Below are 22,850 nucleotides of genomic sequence, written 5' to 3' on the forward strand. Positions count from 1 at the left end.
TATGAAAAGTGCAGTATTTTACGGAAAACATGATTTACGGATAAAAGAAAGCCCTAAGCCTGAAATCGGGGAACATGATGTGCTTATCCAGATAAAGGCCTGCGGAGTCTGCGGCACAGATGTCCATATTTATGAGGGGGACCCGGGAGCCGCGGATGTAAATCCTCCTGCGATATTAGGTCATGAATTTTCAGGAATTATAACAGATATAGGAAAAAGTGTAAATAAATATAAGCCCGGTGACCGTGTTTGTGTTGATCCAAACTGTTACTGTGGGACCTGTGAACCATGCAGAACCGGAAATGTCCACTTCTGCGAACATATGACAGGATACGGCACGACCGTGAACGGCGGCTTTGCAGAATTTTGTGCAGTGGATGAAAAGCAGGTATATCTTCTTGGGGAAAACACTACCTTTGAACAGGGCGCCATGACCGAACCCGTTGCCTGTTGTCTCCACGGAATTGACCTCTGTGAAATCAAGCCGGGCCATCAGGTAACAGTCATCGGCGGTGGGATGATCGGTCTCTTAATGGTACAATTGGCAAAACTGGCAGGAGCATCCAAAGTCGCTTTACTTGAACCAGAAGCATCCAAAAGAATAACCGGAAAAAATCTGGGTGCAGATATCTGCATTGACCCTATTCATGAAGACGTCAAAGCATCACTGAAAGAGTCTGGCATGAACTGGATTCACACCGTGATTGAATGCGTAGGAAAAACCACAACAATACAGCAGGCGATAGAAATTGCAGGAAATAAAGGAACCGTTATGATGTTTGGCCTGACAAAACCTAATGAAGAGACAGCAATTAAGCCTTTTGAAATATTCCGTAAGGAACTACAGCTAAAGGCATCCTATATCAATCCGTATACCCAGAAAAGGGCACTTGATTTAATCGATTCCGGCAGAATTGATGTAAGCAGCATGATCGCAGAAGTATGCGGACCAGACCGGCTGGAAGAGATTTTATCAACCCCCTCTGTTCGGGCAAGAGGAAAATATATTATTGCCCCACATTTATAGACTAAATTTTGAAAAAAGTCCATGTACCTGCCTTACAGTAGGTGAATGGACTTTTTTCTCATGAGCTTCACAATCGATCTTTTTATAAAAGTCACCATCCGCCCCACAAATACAGCTGATACAAGTGTCGCTATACCAATCCCTCTTACTTCCCCAAGACAAACAATCCCTACAAGCGCAGCGCTCCCTGCTGCCGCAACATCATAAAGGACCTTCACCTTTCCCAGCTCCGCCTTCCCCTTCTCACTGATTAGTTTCACCACGCCATCCGGGGGGTTCTGAACCAGCTCCATCTCAATCATACATACCATCCCCAGCGCAGTAAACAGAATACTCAGAATAAGTGCTGGAATCTGGTACAATAATTTTGTGCTGTCAAAGATAATCATACTTTTTATAAGATCTATCAGCCATCCAAACATGAGTGCAACAGGGATCTGTAAAAGTACTTTTATATTATATAATTCTTTTAAAAGAAATAATTGTATTGCTATATTAATTAAATGATATATTATAGTCAGTTGTCCGAAGGTTAATGGTACAACTGCTTCAAAGACATAAGGCAGGCTGCTCACAGGCGATACTCCCAGCCCGCATTTCGCACATAATACAATCCCCAGAGAAACAAAAACCATCCCTGTCAGGTAAATACTCACTCTTTTTATCATATTTTTAACTGCTCTCTTCCTCTGCTGTCTGCTGATGACACCATATCATTCATAAGTAAATATTTTGCGCTGCCATAAACTTCGGCTGTTTTTCCAAGCTTTGATGGTTCAATTACCAATCCTGTGCTGCTTGTGTCAGGAAGGTTTCTATAGAATCTGGCAACCTTTTCTGCCATCAGGGCGCGCCCTAATTCCTCTCCGCCGCCGATTACTGCTTTCTCAATACAAACAGTACACCCGATGTTATAAAGAGCGGCTGCAATTGCCGAGGCCGATGCATCCAGAATTTTATTACAGAGAGGGTCCCCCGCCCGGGCAGCCCTTTGCATGTCATGACCTGATACCATATGCACATTTTGTACTGAAGCAGTTTTCTCCATATACTCTGCACAGCTGCGGTATCTCTCCAGCATGCTGCGATAAGATGAAATCTCACGTAACATAATGCGATTCCTGCTGTCAGCTGCAGCATCCGGTCCCATAGCAAGAATTTTTGCCAGGTCTCCGCTTTTCCCGTTTCTGTCCGTAATGAGTCTGTTATTTACAATAATTCCACCTCTCAGCTCATTCTCGACAAGGAAACTGACCATATTTTCAGGTGCATTTTTTCCTAATACCCAATGCTCTCCTAATACTGCCATGTCCCTGCTGCTGCCCGCCCTTACCTTCAGGCCGCTCAGTTCATTAAGAATATCTTCTATGTTGACAATGCCCCACCCCAGTTCTTCACAATAATCTAGAATCCCCGTTCTTCCTACTTCTGCCGGCACGCTCACACCGATACCGGCTATATCCCTTAAACTGATGCGGAATTCCGCCAGTTTACTTTGTATTTCAGATACCATATCCGAAAGTACAATTCTGCACCCTCTTCTTTTCAGAGTCGGAACAGACCAGATTGCAAGCGGTTTTCCGGACCTTTCAAGAATTCCAAACCATGTCTGGTTTTCACTGATGCTGGAACCAATACAATATCCGGGCATTTCATCCCTCCTTTCCCATACCTGACAGATAATAATCATAATGCAGGCATATCCCAATCTACCCTAAAGATGTTTCCATCATTCTTCCCCGATCAGCCTCTTCAGCATCTCATGATGTCTGCGGCACTGTTCTATATCATTTGAATAAAACTCCTTCGCCATGTCCTGATAGTGTCTCTGTCCCTCATTTTCAGAATTAATGTATCCATGAAACCCGCCCTTCTTTAATGCTTCAATCGGAGTTTTATAATCAATAGATACATCCTCGAATTGTCCCGGATGGCCTGGTATTTCCGTCATATCATAAAACTTCCCGTGACAGCTCATGACATATGGTGCCATTTCCTCCAGTTCTCTGCCTGTACAATGCGGCATCTTCAGCGGCCAGCCAAACAGATCCCAGTCAAGCGGTGTCGGATCCGGTACATTTTTTTTAATCAGTTCTATATACTCGCGGATCTTATCAAAAAGCCCCGGCGCCCCCTCTTTTTCCACACCATCCAGAACATATGCATGATAACTGTCCATACTTTGGAAGCTTCTCAGCCTGTCATCAATCTGGTCCAGAATATGGTCATCACAGATTTTTTGTGCAAAATCAACTGTCTCTGGCGCGCATCCCCTCCTGATATACCAGTCTGCCACCGGCTTTTGAATACGTACTTGAAAAATGCTGAAGTCCGGTACTATTCCGAGAAATTTTGTTCCTGTTTTTCCGATATATTCCAGGATCTCCGTCACCTCAGGACCATACAGTGACATCGGCGCATGTACCTCCAGAGCCATTGGAATCCCCAGCTCTTCTGCCAAAGGTAGCGCTTTTTTCATAATCTCCATTTTATGGGAACTATGTGTCCTTACAATCTGGAATCCCAGCTTTTTCGCCAGCCTGAGGTCCCTTTTCAGTCTGTCGGCGGCCTCATCGTAATCCATCACATGGTCCCTGAACTGCAGTACGTCAATATGGGGATCATACGTCACAGCCTGCATCTGGTATTTCTCCATCGTCTCAAACCATTTATCTGTCCATTCATCGCTTGGAAAAGGATAGCCTTTTATTGTCTGTTCACTGATAATCTCAATGCCGTCTGTCCCAAGGCTTTCCCTTACTTCCTGTATTTGTTCCCACACATTCAGTTCCTTGAAAAACTGTGCCTGCTGGTAACTATATAGTGACACTCCTCTTTTTATCATCACTTTTCCTCCTGCAATTCTAATTCATATGTTACCGGATAAAATGTCTTGTCCATAATCAGATAATGCCGTGTTTCCGGTCCGGGAACTGGCGGATTCGATACATATTCCTCACACCCGTCAAAATATCCATATGCGGAAAAAACCGCCTGCTTAATCAGCATTGTATGTTTACCGGGTCCAAGTCCGCCCTCTTTCTGTACATACACATATGCCTCATCATCAAAATCCCAGTGCTCATAACCAGCATTTTTCATATCATCAAATGTCCTGGGAGCTTTTCCGTTCACTTCAAACTTCTGCACCTCGCGCGGATAAAGTGTTCCGTCTACCACAAGGTAATACCCGTTGTGCAAGGAAGCAAAAACACCTCTGTAATTCGAATTACGGACGGCAAAACGAAATCCTGTTATTATACCTTCCTCTTCCACGTTTTCTAAACTGTCCTTTCTAACTAAATAATGATCAAACATAATCCTTCTCCTCTCTTATCATGCCATCTGGTATACTCTTGCCAGTTTTTCCTTTACAGTACTCATCTTCTTTTCATTTAATGGATAAAGGCACACCGGTATCAGTGCTAGCAGCCAGCATGCTGCGGGAGCAAGATTAATAACTGCATTCATTCCCTGCATTGCCGCCTGTGTCTGTGTGGTATTTGCAACATATCCAACAGCGGCCAGCATGGCCACACCTGCTGCCCCGCCTATTGCACTCCCCAGCTTGGCTGAGAAGCTTTGTACCGCTGATGCCGTTCCATCCGCACGGATACCTGTCTTGGCTTCCGCATAGTCCACACAGTCCGGAACCGTTGACATAAAGCATGGTTGTCCAAATTCTGCCAGCCCCCTGAATGCAACACATACCAGAATCATCTGTGTGTTCCCCCAGTCTGTAAAATAAACTGCAATGTGAGCTACAGCACACAGCAGACATGATAGAAATAAAGTAGTTTTCTTTCCGAACCTCTTTACAAGCCATGAACCAATAAATACACTAATCAGAGTACATACATTTAATACTGTAAATAGAAATGCAGTCAGTCCGGGATTTCTCAGAACGTAAATTGCATAGTATGATAACACTGCCAGATAGCCAAACTTGGCAGTCAGTCCCAGCAGGACAAACCCGAATACACACCCCAGCGGCCAGTTCATACATGTCTTTAGAGACTGAATAACTGATACTTTCCCCTGATTAACCGGTTTTACGACTTCTTTGCAGTTCCTAAAAACAATACCTATGAAAAGCGGCACAACAACAACTGCTATACCAACAGTCAAAACAAGATACCCTTTCTGACTGTAACTCTTTCCTCCGCTGAAATAAAGCAGGACAGGCAGTCCTACAGCTGATACGCCAGTAGCCCCAAGCCCCATTCCCAGCGTTCTAAAGGACGCCAGTGAATTTCGTTCCTCCACCTTATCCGTCATTACATTAATCAGAGAACCAAAAGGCAGGTTCACTGCTGTATATAGCATTCCAAGGCCTATATATGTAATCAGGGCCCACGCTGTCTTCATTGCAGGATTTCCTCCAAAAGAAGGTGAAATAAAAGTCAGAATTACGAACAGTGCCATAAATGGAGTACAATAGAGTATATACGGCCTGAATCTGCCGTGCTTCGATCTTGTCCGTTCCGCAATCAGTCCCATCATAGGGTCATTCACAGCATCCCATACACGCGCGACCATAAAAATAAATCCGATTGCCGCCGCAGATAATCCTGCAATATCTGTATAAAAAATCGTCAGATATGAACTGGTAAATGTCCACATAAACTGGCTCGCCATTTCTCCCACCGTATAAGAGATTTTCACCTTAAACGGAAGTACAGTCTCCGTATTTCTCATAATTTCCATCATATCCCTCCATCTTTCACTTTCTAAGATTATTTTACCTGTCTGGTACGAATAAATCATTTCAATATTTATGCAAATCCTTTTCGAAAAAAGCCCCTTTTTTCCACTATAACAGCTGAACATTGTCCTTCACTATAACAAGGCAATAATTAACATATAAATTTCGTTTTCCCCTGAATAAATAGAATGACCACCCAGCTTTTACAAACCTCATTCCTATACAGAAAAACAGGGCTTTCAGGATGGATTGTTCCCCAACAAATCCCTGTCCTGAAAGCCCTGCCGTTATATGAGTCTTTATTTATAAGTAATATGTAGATATTCCATCTCATTCGCACTTAGGTTAATCTCAAACTCAAGAACATTATTATCTACTGTGATTTTCTGTGTTGACAGTCTCGGTGTGCTAATCCGCCTCAGATACTCCATCTCCTCCATGTTCATCTCTGTATCCATATTCAGCCTCTTCCATTCATCCTGGACACTGCCGTACTTCTGGTTTACCTGATGCTGTTTTATCATGTACATTCCATTTTCCACACCTGTAATTTTCACATGGATGGCAAGGTAATCCCTGTCCTCCAGCATCATCGGGATATCCTGCATCCTGATCTTGTTTTCCTCTGTCAGATAATAGTTATAATTGAGATTTTTAAAATTGTGGCATACAATACGAAAAGAACCTCTGTTATTACCTGTCACAACATAATTTTTATCCTTTACCAGCATGGTTTTATACAATCGGTTTAAAAATTCAAAAGCATAAAACCCGGGCTTTGCCACTCCTGCCTTGGTAAGCAGGCCGCATCCTCCGAAAAGGAAATCCTGTGTATCCTGATAATCCGCATAAATATCCGTGGCAAGCCAATACCCGAGTATATCCACATCTTCCATGCAGTCAATCGCATTCTGCATCAGGAATGCCCCCTTGCTGCAATTATCGTTGATCACATTTCTATTCGATAAAGTCAGGCTGTACTCAGAAACATGCAGTTCTGTCTTTGGAAAACCAGCCTCTTTCATAAGCTCTTTCGCCTTTTCAATATTATGTCTTACAAAATACATATCCGTTGACTTCTTTTCAAAATAAAGGCTGCCTTCTTTCTGAATCTGGTACGGATAGCAGTTCAAAGAAATAAAATCCGGCATTTCCTTATGCCTCTTCCAGCTTTCTAAAATAAAGAGAAACCCCTCCCGTCCATAATGCTGCATGGAAAAGCCTCCCCCGCCTATCTGTACTTCAGGCAGAACACCTCTGAATGCCCCGGCTACCGTATCAAATTTCTGAAAATATTCCTGCTGGGCTTGCCGGGACATCGGAGTAAAACTGTAGGCCAGATCCTGAAATACAAGGTCTTCTTTTTTCCAATACTCAAAATACCATGTCTGCACCTCTTCCGCACCATATCTTTTGATCAGATGTACAAGCAGCTCTCCAAAAAAATCCCGCATCTGGGAATCAGATTCAAATTCTTGTTCCCTTGATATCTCTTTTAACGCATTCTGTGTTGTCTTTAACAGCCTAAGCGGCTTAAACCCCAGTTCAATATAAGGTTTAAGCCTGTTCTTTACTAAAAAATCAATCACTTCATCCAATTTTCCAAAATGGATCTGCTCTCTGGGCGAATGGATATCAATATACAATTCAGGTGCATAGATATCCCAGAACCGGACATATTCAATCCCCATCTTCTCTTTTGTAAAGAGTATCTGTTCCTGAAATACGGATTTTGAAAGATCAAGTGCAGTTCCGGCATTAATCATTTTTGCACATGCATTTTTCCATGTTCTTCCCACATTCGTTTTTGTATGAAGCTCTGCACAAATCCGGCTTTTCTTTTTATGATCTGGTTCCAGAACGGGACTCCCCTCCAGATATGCTTCTACTTTCTTCTGTATCAGAAGCCTGTGTTCTTCTTTTTTTCTCTGCTCTTTCGGGTCTTTATCTGCCCTGGCATGTTTTCTAAATTCAGACGGAGTCGCGTTGTAAGCCTCTTTAAATACCTTATTAAATGCCGCCACGCTTGCAAAACCATTATCCATTGCAATCTTCATAATAGAAGAATCACTGTACAGCATATCTTCCATTGCATGTCCCAGCCTGACAGAATTAATCAAATCAATAAAACTGATATTACATTTTTTCTTTATATATTTTGATAAATAAGTGGGCGAGAGGTACAGCTGCTTCGCAACATCCTGCAGGCTGATATTCTGGCGGTAATTTAGCCTGATATACTGGAAGACCTCCTGCATACGGTCATCCGTTCTGCTCGTCTCATCTTCATAACGAAGATCTCTGGCTGTCAGGAGGAAATTACTCGTCAGGATATGGAGCATCTGATAATACAGGCTGTTCAGAAAAATCCTGCCCCCGTCAGGATTTTTTAAGTTCTGGTTAAATATTTGGGTCATGACTTCTCTCAAATCATCATAGGCTTCATTTTTGTCCACAACAGAATTGCACCAGAATAAGATCATATTCTGATTCAATAGTTCCCGTGTCTTTGAATAAGAAATAACAAAACGTCCGATCAGGACCTCCTCATTTCCCTCATAGCTATGTTTCTTGTTGGCGTTCACCATAATCATATCCCCGGGGCGAAGCGAGAAGCTCTCCTCTTCCACTGTCACCATCAGGCTGCCATTCAGAAGGTACAGCAGTTCAAAGTTTTCATGATAATGTATTCCTGTCTGAAGGTCTGTCAGGAATTCTAATTCTACCAGTGTATCCGAGCTCAAAAAATTCTTCTCCATAATCCGTCTCCCGCCATATATGATATTTTAATTATACCAGAGGGATTACCGCTTAATCAATGTGAAATACTCTCGCAAAATTCCCGCCCATCAGCTTCTTTAGCCCCTCCTGATCATTTAGGTCTGCTGCTGCCAGTCTCTGTTTCTGGATTTCCATTTCAAACTGATAGAATGGGAAATCACATCCCATGAACACTTTGTCCGGACACTGCTCCAATACATGGACAACTGCCATAAATGAAGTAATCGCCGTATCGAGATAAACATTCGGTACACGCTTTGCTACATCAATTGCAAATTCACCTGCCATAACTTCACCCATATGTGCCATCTGGATAATCACATGAGGAAATTCATTTCCAAGCCGTTCGAACATAACCGGGTGTACCCGGTAATCTTCTGATGTACAGTGAATCACCGTATAGAGCCTGCGCTCTTCCAGAATATCAAACAGGGGCCGGAGCAGTTCAATATCGGCCAGGCTGAAGTTGCTGAACCACGGATGCAGCTTTAACCCTTTAAAATTGAGTTCATCAAGACAATACAATAACTGATCCACTGCATCCGCATCATTCGGATTGATAAAAGCAAGCGGGATAAAACGGTCCCCATAAGGGCGGATGTGTTCCGCCATAATCTTCTGTTTTTCAAGTCCTACAGCAAAAGTAAAGCATACTGCCTTGTCAATACCATTCTCATTCATCTTTTGAATGACATTTTCCACTTTCGCCCTTGGATTTTCGTTCTCTGCTGTTGAAATATGTACATGGGCATCTATCACCATAATCTTTTCCTCCTGCTCTCATTCAAAATCGACACTTTTCATTGTCTCTGCTGATCTTCTGCACGCTTCCATAACTGCAAGCACTCTCCGTACTTCCGGTATTTTTACCAGAAACTCCTCTTCCCCTTTCATTGCCTTAAAATAGTTTTTAAAGAAATCTGCCTGTCCACAATCCACATGTGGTATATCTTCTGTCACAATAAGTCCGGGTTCGGGAACTCCGAATGACCGCGTCGGTCCATAAGATTTTGCGGATTTATCCTGATCACCCGCCACATTTTCCAAGAGTCTGGTTGTGCGGACTACTTTGCCTGAAGGGTCAAATTTATCTGCATACATGCTCCCTTTATTGCCTCCCACATACCAGTGGCGTTCAAACCAGTCTTTTCTGTCAGAGAGGAAATAAGTCCCCAGCTCAATTTCTGCCGTCACCCGGTTTTCAAATCTAAGCAGAATTTTAAAATAGTCATCCACCTCCCGGTTAATCACATTGCGGACATCTGCAAACACCGATACCAGACGGCTGTCAACCATATACAGAATCTGATCAATCAGGTGCACACCCCAGTCATAGAGCATTCCACCGCCTTCGCTCTTATAGATGTGCCAGTCATGCATATTTCCGTTATAACCATATAAGGAGCTCTGGATCGTATAGATATCACCCACCAGCTTTTTATCATAACATTCTTTTACACACCTGAAATCCTTATCATAACGGCGCTGCTGATGGACAGTAAACGTGACCCCGGCTTTTTCTGCTTCTTCCGTCATCTCATCCAGCTCTGACACTGTCATCGCGGCCGGTTTTTCACAAATAATATGTTTACCCGCCCTTGCCGCTTTGATGACCAGCTCTTTATGCTGATTGTTATTTGCTGATATTATAACACCGTCAATCTCTGTGTTGGCAAGCAAATCATCCGCATTGTCATAAATTTCCATATCCGGATAGAGGTTCTTTACCTCCTGAAGTCTCTTTGGGCTGATATCACAGACTGCGATACAGTCAGAGTCTTCAAATGACTTCAGTGTATCCACGTGTCTTCTCCCAATAAAGCCATATCCTATCACTGCATATTTAAATTTCATGCTCATTAGCCTCCTGCTTTTATTCAAACTTGATTGTCGAATTTGTTTCGGCCGCTTTATAGACTGCATCCAGGATTTGTGTGACTCTGAAAGCCTCTTCCGGCTTAACACATGGTTCTGTATCGTTTAAAATCGCCTGAATCCACTGCCTTGCCTCCACAACACCCTGTGGTTCATTTACCCCTTCAAAATAATCAACAAGAGCTTCCCCTGATAATGTTTCATGAGTCATTTTTCCGTGGCGGACATGGTTAAACCACAGTTCTGATGTCGGATAGCTGCCTCCGTGCTTAATCTCAGCCCCCTCTAATGTACCACACAAGGTAGTGGAAGCTTCTCTTGCATCCAGCATATTTAAGGCCCAGGAAGCTCTCAGGTTGATCAGTGCCCCGTTTTTCATTTTAATGAATCCCATTGCAGAATCTTCAACTTCAAACGTATCTGTATCCCACGGCCCATATGTATTGCCCTGCGCTGCTTCCGGCAGATTTCCCAGTTTATAGAACACCTGTCCGCTCACACTGTCTACCTCATAGTTCCCCATACACCACAGGGTAATATCAAGTGCATGTGTTCCGATATCAATCAGCGGTCCGCCCCCCTGCTTTGATTTATCCGGAAATACGCCCCATGTAGGAACTGCTTTTCGTCTGACTGCATTCGCTTCGCCGTAATAAATATCCCCCAGTTCACCTGCCTCACATGCTTTCTTCAAGACCTGCACATCATAACGGAACCTGTTCTGGTAGCCTACAGTAAACTTTTTTCCAGACTTTTTCCATGCATCCATCATCTTCTGTGCATCTTCTGTCGTAGCAGCCATTGGTTTCTCACAAAGTACATGCTTTCCTGCCTCAAAAGCGTCCACGGTAATCTGGCAGTGTGCCATATTCGGTGTACATACATGAATGATATCAATAGATTCATCCTTCAGCAGTTCCTTATAATCTGTATAAATCGCCACATTTTCCAGCCCATGTCTTTTTGCTGTGGCCACAGCCTTTTCCTCGTCCAGATCACAGAGTGCAGCAACCTCCACTTTGTCTGCAACTTTAGCCAGTGACGGGAGATGTTTATTATTGCAGATACCGCCCGTTCCGATAATTCCTAATCTCAGTTTTTCCATTTTTACTTCCTCCTTTAATCTTCTTCTATTCTCCAATCAGACGTTTCAGCATTTCCTGATGTTTTCTTACCTGGTCTACTTCGCTGATTAAATCCTCAATACCACGATCCTGGAACCGCCTCTGCCCTTCATACTCAGAATTGATATACCCTTCGTACCCATTTTCCTTTAGAAACTTTACAGGTCCGGTATAGTCCATCGAAATATCCTGATATGTTCCCGGTTTTCCCGGAATCTCTGACATATTATAAAATTTGCCATGTATGCTTACGATATAAGGCATAATTGATTCCAGGTCTTCTGCCTTTGTCCTTGACAGCAGCAGTGCCTGCCCCATCACTTCAAAATCAATGTCAGAATAATCCGGAACATGGTCCATAATCAGCTTCTGCATCTTATGGAACGCAGGAATCAGGTCCTTCGGGGCATCGTTGTGTTTCAGATATCGATGGAACATAGATTCTACATTTCCTGCTGTATACAGGGAAAGATCAATCTCATTGAGTTCATTGCTTCTTCCCAGATGATTATCCATGCAGAGTTCTGTCACAAGCTCACAGCTTTCCTTCTTTGCCCCTTGTCTCACATACCAGTCAAGTGTCACCTCTGACGGGCAAAATGCAAAGATCCCCCAGTCTGGCACGACCCCCAGATGCTTTGTCCCTGACTTCTGGCAGTATTCCACAATTTCATTTACATACTGCCCGTTGATCGGGATCGGCGCATGGATTTCTTTTCCGATTTTAATATCACACTCTTCCGCCACTGGCAGTGCCTCTATCATAACCTCCACAGGTGTTGTTGCAAGTGTGCGTACATTTTTAAATCCCATCTTTTTAGCCAGCCGTATATCACTCTTCAGCCGGTCGGCACACTCAGAATAGCTCATGACATGGTCGCGAAACTGCAGAACGTCGCAAAATACATCCAGAGTCACCGGCGTTGTTTGATATTTCTCCATCCATTCAAACCACTGGCCAAAAAATTCTTCTGGCGGATTCGGATACTTTCGAAGTGACATTTCGTCCAGAAGCTCTATCCCGTCAGCCCCATAGAGATTCGTTCCCACTTCGCGGATCTGGCCCTCCAGGTCTAATTCTTTAAAGAACTGTGTCTGCTGATAGCTATAAAGAGAAACACCTCTTTTAATTTTTCCCATAGCTCTTTTCCCTTCCTTTCCTTACTGCTGCAATTCCAGCTCGTATTTCACTATGTTCTTCGTCTTGTCTGAACCTGCCCCTGTTCCCGGGACCGGCGGACATTTTACCCACTCTTCATCCGTTGGCAGATATCCGTATGCCGCAAGTACGGACTGCTGGAATTCAATGACGTGCATCCCTGGTGCCAGTCCCCCTTCTTTTTTTACATGTACGATTCCTTCATCATCATAATCCCAGTGCTCCCATACCGCCGATTTGATTTCCTCAAAGGACCTTGGCCCTTTACCATTGATTTCAAATGTCTGGACATTCCTCTTGTATTCCACGCCATCCACTTTGATATAGTAGCCATTATGCAGGGAAAGATAAACTCCGCGATAGTTCGCATTTCTGGCTGCGAACTGAAAACCAGTAATATTTCCGTTTTCATCTGAATCGTTTTTCAGACTATCTTTTCTAATTAAAAAATTATCAAACACTTTTTCTCCTCCTTCTCATCTGTTAATTCTATTTTAACAGTCTGTTTAGCAGTTAACTTCTGATTATTTATGCATAACCACCGGATATTTCAACAGTCCTATTTTTGTATCTTTTTTATCGGCTTTATCAGGGCAAGATTTGTAATACAAATATTTCCTTTCATTTTTTCCTTTCATTTTAAGCCACTTTTTTCTTGACTTTCTGGTTTCTCTGGTATTTATCAAAAGCAATTGCCAAAATCAGGATTGTACCTTTTATAATATACTGGATATACTGGTTCAATCCTGCAAGCTGCATTCCGTTTTCAATAATGGCGAGTGTAAAAATACCAACGACCAGCCCCCACATTTTACCTTCACCACTGTTAAATGAGATTCCTCCCAGAATAGCCGCCGTCATTCCGGTAAATTCAATCCCGGGTCCATATGTCGCATTTGTAAGGCTCAATTTTGAGATATAGATACAGCTTGCAATTGCAACAAATAATCCGCTGATTACAAATGTGGAGACTCTCATCAGGCCTACATTAACTCCTGCCAGTCTGGTAGCTTCTTCGTTACCGCCCATTGCTTTTACAAAACGGCCATAATAGGTAAAGTTATATACTACGCTGGCAAGGGCTACTGCGAGGACCGCAATCCATACGTCCATCGGGACTCTGAGAAGTGTTCCCCTTGTAATCATACGGAAGGAATCCGGGAAATTATTGTAGGACAGTCCTGCAGATATCAGATTGGCGGCCCCTCTGAAAATAGTCATAGTTGCAATTGTTACAATTAGGGGTTCAATTTTGAAAAGTACCGAAACACCGCCGTTAATAAATCCCAAAAACATACCAAACAGCAGGGCACATATTACTGCCGCCCATACAGGCAGCCCCTCTGTTGTCATCAGCCTGCCTGTCAGCACACCGATTGCTGCGACCTGGTATCCGACCGACAAGTCCAAAGAACCGCTCATCATAACAAACGAAATTCCGACTGCCACTACAACAATATAGCTGTTCTGGATAATCAGGTTTTTAATATTCATCCATGAACAAAACGTCGGGTTCATAATACTGAATAAAACAAATAGTCCGGCAAATATAAAAACCATTGCGTATTCTTTTAATATTTTATTGACACTTATTTTCTTCACTGTCTTTTCCATTGCTCTCTCCTATTCTCCTGAAGCTAAATCTAATATCTTCGCCTGGCTGAAATCTTCCCTGGTAAGTTCTCCGCTTACCTGCCCTTCATGAAGAACCAGAATCCTGTCACTCATCCCAATCAGTTCCTCCATCTCGGAAGAAATCATGATAATAGCCTTTCCTTCTTCCGCCAGTTTTGCGATTAACTTATAAATCTCCTGTTTTGCCCCCACGTCGATTCCCCGGGTAGGTTCATCAAAAATAATAACCTTACAGTCAGACGCCAGCGTCTTTGCAATTACGACTTTCTGCTGGTTTCCCCCGCTTAAGTTGCCAACCATCTGCTCCATTCCCGGAGTTTTTGTTTTCAGGTATTCTATATAATTTTCAGTTATCCTCTTTTCCTTCTTTGCATTTACAAAACCAAACTTAGAAATCTGCCGGATACAGGAAAGTGTTGTATTGACCCGTATGCTCCTTGTCAGAAGACAGCCGTGCCGTTTGCGGTCCTCCGGTATCATCCCGATGCCGGCTCTGATGCCTTGTGCCGGGGACTTGATCTGAACCGGGTTACCTTCCACGTAAACCTGCCCTTTTTCCGGTTTGTCCGCTCCGAATATCAGTCGGACAAGTTCCGTACGACCGGCTCCTACCAGCCCGCCAAGCCCGATGATTTCCCCCTTATGTACTTCGAAGGATATGTCTCTGCCGCCGTTCCCGCATAAGTTTTCTACCTTCAGCATCACTTCTTCAGACGGTGCTTTTCTGACCGGGAAGTTTTCTTTTAGTTCCCGGCCTACCATATAATTTACCAGCTCCTGCCGGCATGTTTCTTTCGTATTCAATGTTGTGATGTATTTCCCGTCACGCATAATCGTAACTTTATCAGAAATCTCAAAGAGCTCTTCCATCCTGTGGCTGATATAAATGATACTGACTCCCTGTGCCTTAAGCTTTCGGATCACCTGGAACATCTTCTCCACCTCTGCCACAGAAAGCGGCGCTGACGGTTCATCCATAATAAGGATCTTAGCCTTTCTGAAAATCGCCCTTGAGATTTCAACGATCTGCTGTTTCGAGGAAGGCAGTTCATAAACCGTGGCCCTTGGATCTATATCCACATCAAATAAATCAAATGCCTCCTTTGCAATCGTCCTCATATGTCCGTGGTTTACAAATTTTCCATACTTTTCACCAAAACAGATATTTTCTGCAACAGTCAGGCAGCCCACAAGATTAAATTCCTGATAGATTACTTCAATTCCATACTCTTTTGCCTTCTGGGGGGTCATTTCCTGATAAACCGCTCCATCTGCAAATTCGATGCTGCCTGATGTAGGAGTGATTGCTCCTGCAATGATTTTGATTAATGTAGACTTCCCTGCCTGTGTCAAGTAAGAACCAAAAAAAATATAATAATATTCTTAAAAAAGCACAGCTAATAAGCAAGTTCTATTGCTGATTAGTTCTATTTTTTTAATGGTACACCGCACCATAAACTGGTGCGGCTGAATATTATCTCACCCCTTGTACCATGGGAACATGTAGATTAGGTATAACCACAACCTTCCTGACACTTTACAGCACCCTTACTCACTGTTCATGCCTCCAGCGCTACCTGGACCGTGATTCTATTATTACGGAGGTATCATTATCATTCTGGGTTTTAGACCGCTGGTTATATGGTCCAAGAAAAAGTGCCGCTCATACCTTTACTTCTTCTATTACGATTCCTGACATTTACCTTGTAGTTATATTCAAGGCAGGTATATCGTGGCGCAGCTCATTGCTCTTCTTCATGCTTTTAAGCATGTCCCAAATGTTTAGTATCTCAAAAGATGAATTCCAACATGTCATTTATGTCATAATAAAGTTAGAATGCATCTACCATGCTGATATTCTATTGTCAAGGTACAAACCTGAATTATCCAATTCAGTAACCACATCAGTTATACATAACTAAATCATTTGATGTGTATGAACCTATTCTACGATGATTTTCTCTTTTTATCCATTGACTGACAGTCCATTGACCCCGAAAAATTGATGAAGAAAATTTCTGTGGTATTTCAGGAGGTTTATTTATTTCAGGATACGATTGCAAACAATATACGCTATGGAAAAAAATGCCACTCATGAAGAAATTGAACAGGCAGCAAAATTGGCAAACTGCTATAATTTCATTATGGAGCAGCCCCAAGGCTTTCATACTATGATTGGTGAGGGTGGTTCTACTTTATCCGGTGGTGAAAAGCACCGTATTTCTATTGGAAGAGCCATGCTGAAAAATACGGCTGTTGTATTGCTTGACGAAAAACTTTTATACACGATTAAAATGATAGTCATAAACTAAAATATAAATATCCCTGATTAACCTTGTAGTGTCAATCAGGGATATTCCTGCATACTTCTCTTATTTTACAATTTCATTTTGATTAGTGGTTAGCAGCCCCTCCATGGTTTGTATTACGTAAATATTTTCACGTTTCATGTGACTTTTTCTATGTTTTACTAGTTCATGGTAATGATATGTTGATACGGAAATAAAATTACAAAACCAGTCCACACTGTCCCAGCATAGAGCCAGCATCGAATCTAGTTTATATTTTAACATATGAAAGCGTACGGAGACCGTTTTTCTTCTTTTATGCATGAATAAGGAGAGCTGCGGTTCCATAACTGATTTCTCAACTATTTTGCAACAGCCCCATCAACTTGTAATTTAAACAGTTCTTCTGGCTTCATATGCTGGATAATTATGATGTGTATTTCTCTTATGATTCCCAGCACTACTCTTTTCGTGGTTTCTTATGATATCCATATTGTTTTTTATTGTTTCTACAGTATTCAATAAAAATTCCACCTCCACTTCCGAGCATTCTTTTAATATTGATAATAGACGCAACACTAAATCGGAATGTATTTCGCTCTTTTCTGTTTCCGTTATCATAATGGGGACTGCATTTAACGCGTACAAAATTTTGCTATATGTTTTCATACCAATCATTCTGGAACCACTCTCCACTTTGCTTAAGTGGCTTAACGAAATTTCAGCTGACTCAGCTAATTCTTCCTGTGTCATATCTCTTTCCTCGCGCAGCCTTTTAATTTCTTCTGCTATGGAATAAACCTGGTGTATCATACGTTCTGTTCACCTCTAATCAATGTGTGTTTTCATCTTCCTCTTTTCTTAACAGATGTCTTTTTAGTTTCTGGAATGTCTCATCACTGATTGCATGTTCCAGCCGGCAAGCCTCTTCTTCCGCAATGGCAGGGTCGATTCCGGCATCAATAAGCTGATTCGTAAAGAATTGGTGACGCTCAAATATTGTTTCAGCTATTTCACGGCCCGCAACGGTTAAATGAAGATAGCCGTCAGTGTCCGTTGTCAAATAACCGCCATTACGTAGAACCGTCACTGCATGGCTGATGCTGGGTTTGGCATACCCCATGTGCCGGGCGAGATCAACCGAACGTACCATACCTTTTTGCTTTTGCAGAATTAACACCGCTTCCAGATAATTCTCTCCTGATTCATGAAGTTTCAGCGCTGCATCACCTCCTGTGTTTCGATACTGTTTAGAAAAACAGATTTCTTACTTCCCTGAAGCTTTTAACGCATCCATTCTTCTAAACTCATTTATCATCATACCAACCGCAACAATAAATACTATCACATCCGTAATAAACGGAGCAGCAAATACGCCATGTACACCAAATCCGGCAATATAAGGCATGATGATGGCTGCTGGTATGTAAATGGCTATCTGGCGTAAAATAACCAGAACACTCGCTTTTGTAGCTCTTCCGAGAGACTGCATCAGGGTCAGAACCACAATCCAGACTCCTAATAAAATATATGACAGGAAGAACAGACGGAAATCCCCTACTCCCAGTTCCACTACGGACGGCGTTGTAATAAACATAGAGAGAATTGTATTCGGTACTAACATAATCGGCAAATAGAAAATAAGCGCTAATAAAGTTGCTGTGATTGCAAACACTTTCGTGATGTGCTTTACCCGGTCGTATTGTTTTGCACCATAATTGGTTCCGACCGCCGGCTGATATCCCTGGGAAAGCCCCCATAAAGGAATAAATGCAAAAGACACTACCCGGTATGTTGCGCCGAGTATAATCTGCCATGTATCTCCTCCATGCTGCGCCGCAAGATTATAAAGTGCGGTTTGCTGGACCAGCATCATCACCTGCATCAGCATCGCAGAAAAACCTACTCCGATGATTTCCGAGAAAAGCGTTCTTTCAATGCGAATTGCATTGATTCTCACAGTCTTACTCCTTCGCTTAAAATACCAAAGAGAAGCCATTGCATACGCAACCTGCGAAGCCACTGTTGCATATGCAACTCCATCAATTCCCATGCCATAAGGTTTTAGAAGTAAAATGAAAATCGGGTCAAGTATAATATTCATGATAGCGGAACCGGCGCTAAAGAGCATTGCCTGTTTCAACAATCCCTCACCACGCATAATCATATTTGAGGACTGTGCAAAATTGACAAACAGACTGCCTGCAAAGATGATGCGTAAATACCGGAGTGCCAGCTCCAGAATTTCTCCGCTTGCACCAGAAAGCATTAAAATCTGTTTCGTAAAAATCATGCCTATCGCCATGATGATAAGAGAAAAAATCAAATTCATGGCGATCAGATTTCCCATTATCTTGTCAATTGTAGACTGATCCCTTTTTCCAATCGCCCTGGATAGGATTGAAGCGGAGCCGATACCGATGAGCGTGGAAATCCCACTATTGGCAAGCGTAAATGGATAGGACACAGAAACCGCTGCCATAGCGTTATCTCCTACCATTTGTCCGACATAAACTCCATCCATAAAATTGTAAAGCCCAACAACCACCATGCCGATAATCGCAGGTACGCTAAGTTTTAATACTAAACTTTGCGGGCTGTCATGAAGCAACATAGACCGAGTATCATTTTTATTTAACATAGAATCACTTCCTTATCTTTTTAACTGTCCATATTTTAAGTAACACCTTAGACTGACCAGCCAAGACTTTCCTGCTGTATGTAGAATAATTTGCTGTACAGTCCTTTTTGTTCAAGAAGCTCTTTGTGTGTCCCCTGTTCCATCAGTTCCCCCTCGTTCAATACCAGGATTTGGTCGGCATCTACTACTGTCCGCAGACGATGGGCAATCATTATAACTGTTTTCCCTTCTACAAGTCTGGCAATGGCCTGTTGAATCAATACCTCGTTCTCCGGGTCAAGGGAAGCGGTTGCCTCGTCCAGCAGAATAATGGGAGCATTTTTTAATAGTGCGCGGGCAATGGAAATACGCTGCCTCTCTCCGCCTGACAAGGTACTGCCATTTTCACCAAGGATCGTGTCATACCCCTCCGGCAGCCGTCTGATAAACTCATCACAATGAGCTGCTTTTGCAGCCGATACAACCTGCTCATCACTGGCATTCATATTTCCAATTCTAATATTATTAAATACCGTGTCATTAAATAAGGTCACATCCTGAAAAACAAATGACATGCTACGCATTAAATATTCTGGTTCAATTTGTTTCAGGTCCTTACCGCCGATTGTCACAGTACCTTTATCTACATCCCAAAAGCGGGCAATGAGTTTTGCCAGGGTACTCTTTCCGCTTCCGGACGGTCCAACTAGGGCAGTAATGCTACCTGTATTTATTTTTGCCGAAACATTTTTTACTACATCTTCTTTTCCATAGGCAAATGTAACCTGATTTAACTCGATATCATAATCCTTAATGTCCTGTTCTTCTCCCTCCATTGCCGGTGTTGTCAGCAGTATACGCATCCGCTTTGTAACCGTTCCCAGATGGAACAAACTGGTAAGCTGTGATAGGATAGATAATATCGGTCCATAAATTTGTGTAGAAAACATCAATAAAACCAGGAGGGGGTATAATTCAATCTGTCCACCTGTAATCAGGACTGTACCGATAAATATAGTGATTCCCAGGCTTGCCTGTAAAATCAGGCTCGCACATTGCACAAGAATACCTGAAGCCAATTCCACTTTAATTGCCGTCTTTTTCATTGCCAGGAGAGCCTTATTCAGTGTCTGAAAACGTTCTCCGCTCAAGCCACAGGATTTGATAATCTTGATTCCCTCCAAATACTCCTGAATCTGACTGGACGCCGCCAGTTTCACCCCCACCTGCTGGTCAAACAGGTGTAATTGCAGTTTACGGCCGCACCATATTATAAAGAAGCAGACAGGCATGGTACAAAATATTGCTAATGCCATGCGCCAGTCAAAAAAGGCCAGACATACGCATGTAAGTGTAACCGATATAATATTTGCTATGAGCGGAGGAATCGTACTGCTAAGCATGGATTCCATGCTGGCACAATCAGCCATCATATTTGTAGTTATATCTGACAAGTCTTTTGTGTTAAAAAAGCTCATAGGAAGCCTTCTTAAATGTTCAGCAATCCGTAACCGCGTGTTGCTTGCTTCCTTATATGACGCAAGGTAAGTTTTTTTATAATCATTCTTGGCAGCGATAAAGACCAGGATTGTAGCAAGCACTCCGATCACCAATAGTACCCACATAGTTGACCAGGATATCTCCTGCCCCATAAAGGGCTTTAAAAGCTGGCCGAACAACAGAATTGGAATCGCAGATGAAAGCATAATGGACAGGTTTGTCAATGTGCAGGCAAAAATCGCTTTTTTAAGGTCTGAATATCCTTTATCAGATAATAACAGTCGTTCTTGTAAAAATTTCATTTCGTTACACCGCCTTCCCTGTATGGATTTTCCAATTGACTGATTCTACATAACTGTTCCACATCTGCGTGTATTTTTCGCCATTTGCTATTAATCCATCATGGATTCCCTGTTCAATGAGATGTCCCTGCTCTATAACAAGAATCTGGTCGGCGTTACGAATCGTGGAAAGTCGGTGGGCAATCATAACCACTGTTTTGTCTTTAATCAATTTCTCAAAAGCTTTCTGTATTAAATATTCATTTTCCGGATCGCTAAATGCAGTTGCCTCATCCAGTACTATGATGGGGGAATCCTTAATTATGGCCCTGGCAATGGCAATCCTCTGCCGTTCCCCGCCAGACAAGCGGATTCCTGAAGAACCAATTACCGTATGATACCCATTCGGCAATTTTTCGATGAATTCGTGACACTGGGCCGCCTTTGCAGCCTCTATAACCTGCTCTTCTGTTGCATCAGGATTTCCCATCCGAATATTATCCAAAACACTTTGTTTAAAAAGAAATGTGTCCTGAAATACAAAACCAACCTGCTTCATCAGTTCCGCAAGGGGAATTTCACGGATATCTACTCCTCCAATTTGAATATTTCCCTCTGTCACGTCCCAAAAACGGGAAATCAAATTAGCAATGGTGCTCTTTCCTCCTCCTGACGGGCCAACGATTGCTGTCACCTCTCCCTGTCTGGCATGAAACGATACGTTATCCAGCGCCTTAACAACCACATCTGCTTCAGCTTCATAAGAAAAACTCACATGATCAAAGACAATATCCTTCCCCTGCTCCTTGACGCCGCCTCTGTAATCCGGCAAAACAGGTATATGTAAAATTTCTTCCATACGCTCCACATTGCCGTCAATCTGGGTAAATGACTCCGAAATGAACATGATCTTATTTAAGATGCCAGATATGGCCGGCACTAAAATCAAATAAAAGATAAAGGTTAGGGAGTAGTTTCTGTAATCTGTCACATTTCTTCCAATCAATATACCTACAGGAATCAGCAACAAATAGATGCTGTGGATAATCGCTGTAAACGCCGGCATGCAATTCCTCCACCCCATGGCATATTCCAATATGAAGGAGGTGTAATCAGTTATGGATCTGCTTAATCTTTTAAATGAATCTGCCGTCTGATTAAAGGCTTTGATTTCAGGCATCCCTCGCACATATTCCACAGATGCATTATTCATATCTTCCTGGGCAGACTGAAAACGGTGCATCTTCTCTTTGGCCGCCCCATTGAATCCTGAAAATTGAATGGCAAAGGCCAGCACAATTCCAAGAAGAGAGACAACACCATAACGCCAGTCAACAGCCAAAAGAATTATGACTAAAATAAGCGGAGCCACAAGAGATGCAACAAAATCCGGGAATTGATGGGCGATAAATTTTTCGATACTTTCTATATTCTCGTCCATAATTTTCCTCATACGGCCGCTTCCAATGGTCAGGTGATATCCTAACGGGATTGCAGTGATATGATCCGCAAAGTTTAATTTCAGTTCATACAATGTTCCAAAGGCTGCCAGATGGGAACACATCAGAGCACAGAAATAAAGTACCACATTTCCAGCAATGCCGGCCAGGGCAAACCAGCCGCACATCAAAATGGCAGGCATATCTGCTGCAGGCATATCCGGAAACACCAAAATCAGTTCCCTGATAACAAAATAGATTGACAGATAAGGTATAAACGAACATACTGCCGCCAATGCAGACAGAATTCCTGAAATAATCACTAACCCTTTGTGTTCTGATGCCAGCTCCAGGCAACGTGCCATTCCTGTTTTCCTTTTTTCCTCCTTGTTCTTTTCCTGTTTCATTGTTGCTCC

The 22,850-nt window shown here is 42.6% G+C and carries 19 protein-coding genes and 1 pseudogene; 2 read left to right on the top strand and 18 right to left on the bottom strand.

The window, feature by feature from the left end; all coding sequences use genetic code 11:
* The first annotated feature begins 1 nt into the window (after window position 1).
* Window positions 2–1,027, top strand: coding sequence for a zinc-dependent alcohol dehydrogenase family protein (locus DWX43_RS06195; protein WP_118619587.1), 1,026 nt, complete (start codon window positions 2–4; stop codon window positions 1,025–1,027).
* A 32-nt stretch (window positions 1,028–1,059) separates the two neighbouring features.
* On the opposite strand, the gene DWX43_RS06200 is transcribed toward DWX43_RS06195, so the two are convergent.
* The 13 genes from DWX43_RS06200 to DWX43_RS06260 all read right to left on the bottom strand — a co-directional run bounded on the left by DWX43_RS06200 (window position 1,060) and on the right by DWX43_RS06260 (window position 15,659).
* Complete coding sequence (locus tag DWX43_RS06200; protein WP_118619589.1) at window positions 1,060–1,695, bottom strand: DUF6198 family protein; 636 nt, start codon at window positions 1,693–1,695, stop codon at window positions 1,060–1,062.
* Window positions 1,692–2,678, bottom strand: a complete 987-nt coding sequence (locus DWX43_RS06205) for an ROK family protein (protein ID WP_182440639.1) — start codon at window positions 2,676–2,678, stop codon at window positions 1,692–1,694. The genes DWX43_RS06200 and DWX43_RS06205 overlap by 4 nt, the downstream gene beginning before the upstream one ends.
* Window positions 2,679–2,756: 78 nt before the next feature.
* Window positions 2,757–3,872 (bottom strand): TIM barrel protein, encoded by a 1,116-nt coding sequence (locus DWX43_RS06210; RefSeq protein WP_118619593.1) that lies wholly within the window; start codon window positions 3,870–3,872, stop codon window positions 2,757–2,759.
* Window positions 3,872–4,345, bottom strand: coding sequence for a DUF6379 domain-containing protein (locus tag DWX43_RS06215; protein ID WP_118619595.1), 474 nt, complete (start codon window positions 4,343–4,345; stop codon window positions 3,872–3,874). The genes DWX43_RS06210 and DWX43_RS06215 overlap by 1 nt, the downstream gene beginning before the upstream one ends.
* A gap of 18 nt (window positions 4,346–4,363) precedes the next feature.
* Window positions 4,364–5,737 (bottom strand): MFS transporter, encoded by a 1,374-nt coding sequence (locus tag DWX43_RS06220; protein ID WP_187370892.1) that lies wholly within the window; start codon window positions 5,735–5,737, stop codon window positions 4,364–4,366.
* Between the two features lie 294 nt (window positions 5,738–6,031).
* Window positions 6,032–8,491 carry a helix-turn-helix domain-containing protein gene (locus DWX43_RS06225; protein WP_118619599.1) on the bottom strand — a complete coding sequence of 820 codons (2,460 nt, stop codon included), beginning with the start codon at window positions 8,489–8,491 and terminating at the stop codon, window positions 6,032–6,034.
* A 52-nt stretch (window positions 8,492–8,543) separates the two neighbouring features.
* Window positions 8,544–9,275 carry an amidohydrolase family protein gene (locus DWX43_RS06230; RefSeq protein WP_118619601.1) on the bottom strand — a complete coding sequence of 244 codons (732 nt, stop codon included), beginning with the start codon at window positions 9,273–9,275 and terminating at the stop codon, window positions 8,544–8,546.
* A gap of 18 nt (window positions 9,276–9,293) precedes the next feature.
* On the bottom strand, window positions 9,294–10,367 hold the full coding sequence (locus DWX43_RS06235) for a Gfo/Idh/MocA family oxidoreductase (protein WP_182440641.1): 1,074 nt from the start codon (window positions 10,365–10,367) through the stop codon (window positions 9,294–9,296).
* A 19-nt stretch (window positions 10,368–10,386) separates the two neighbouring features.
* Window positions 10,387–11,493, bottom strand: a complete 1,107-nt coding sequence (locus DWX43_RS06240) for a Gfo/Idh/MocA family oxidoreductase (RefSeq protein ID WP_118619605.1) — start codon at window positions 11,491–11,493, stop codon at window positions 10,387–10,389.
* A 25-nt stretch (window positions 11,494–11,518) separates the two neighbouring features.
* Entirely contained in the window at window positions 11,519–12,652 is a 1,134-nt protein-coding gene (locus DWX43_RS06245) for a xylose isomerase (protein WP_118619607.1), read from the bottom strand.
* Window positions 12,653–12,673: 21 nt separating this feature from the next.
* Window positions 12,674–13,132: a DUF6379 domain-containing protein gene (locus DWX43_RS06250; RefSeq protein WP_118619609.1), complete on the bottom strand. Its 459-nt coding sequence runs from the start codon at window positions 13,130–13,132 to the stop codon at window positions 12,674–12,676.
* A 178-nt stretch (window positions 13,133–13,310) separates the two neighbouring features.
* Window positions 13,311–14,285, bottom strand: a complete 975-nt coding sequence (locus DWX43_RS06255; protein ID WP_118619611.1) for an ABC transporter permease — start codon at window positions 14,283–14,285, stop codon at window positions 13,311–13,313.
* A 9-nt stretch (window positions 14,286–14,294) separates the two neighbouring features.
* Window positions 14,295–15,659, bottom strand: coding sequence for a sugar ABC transporter ATP-binding protein (locus tag DWX43_RS06260; RefSeq protein ID WP_207666084.1), 1,365 nt, complete (start codon window positions 15,657–15,659; stop codon window positions 14,295–14,297).
* A gap of 622 nt (window positions 15,660–16,281) precedes the next feature.
* On the opposite strand from DWX43_RS06260, the pseudogene DWX43_RS06265 reads away from it, so the two are divergent.
* Window positions 16,282–16,579 (top strand): annotated as a pseudogene (locus tag DWX43_RS06265) (ATP-binding cassette domain-containing protein); the annotation flags it as partial.
* Window positions 16,580–16,987: 408 nt separating this feature from the next.
* On the opposite strand, the gene DWX43_RS06275 reads toward DWX43_RS06265, so the two are convergent.
* The 5 genes from DWX43_RS06275 to DWX43_RS06295 are packed head-to-tail and all read right to left on the bottom strand — an operon-like array spanning window position 16,988 to window position 22,841.
* Window positions 16,988–17,407 carry a helix-turn-helix transcriptional regulator gene (locus DWX43_RS06275; RefSeq protein ID WP_006567730.1) on the bottom strand — a complete coding sequence of 140 codons (420 nt, stop codon included), beginning with the start codon at window positions 17,405–17,407 and terminating at the stop codon, window positions 16,988–16,990.
* A 19-nt stretch (window positions 17,408–17,426) separates the two neighbouring features.
* Window positions 17,427–17,813, bottom strand: coding sequence for a metal-dependent transcriptional regulator (locus DWX43_RS06280; protein ID WP_008726159.1), 387 nt, complete (start codon window positions 17,811–17,813; stop codon window positions 17,427–17,429).
* A gap of 48 nt (window positions 17,814–17,861) precedes the next feature.
* Entirely contained in the window at window positions 17,862–19,235 is a 1,374-nt protein-coding gene (locus DWX43_RS06285) for an MATE family efflux transporter (protein WP_006567732.1), read from the bottom strand.
* Window positions 19,236–19,282: 47 nt separating this feature from the next.
* Entirely contained in the window at window positions 19,283–21,016 is a 1,734-nt protein-coding gene (locus DWX43_RS06290) for an ABC transporter ATP-binding protein (RefSeq protein ID WP_006567733.1), read from the bottom strand.
* Between the two features lie 4 nt (window positions 21,017–21,020).
* A complete protein-coding gene (locus DWX43_RS06295) occupies window positions 21,021–22,841 on the bottom strand; it encodes an ABC transporter ATP-binding protein (RefSeq protein ID WP_006567734.1) in 1,821 nt (606 codons plus the stop codon).
* Window positions 22,842–22,850 lie beyond the last annotated feature (9 nt).

The sequence above is a fragment of the Clostridium sp. AF19-22AC genome (genome assembly GCF_003479085.1).
GTDB classification, from domain to species: Bacteria; Bacillota; Clostridia; order Lachnospirales; family Lachnospiraceae; genus Faecalicatena_A; species Faecalicatena_A orotica.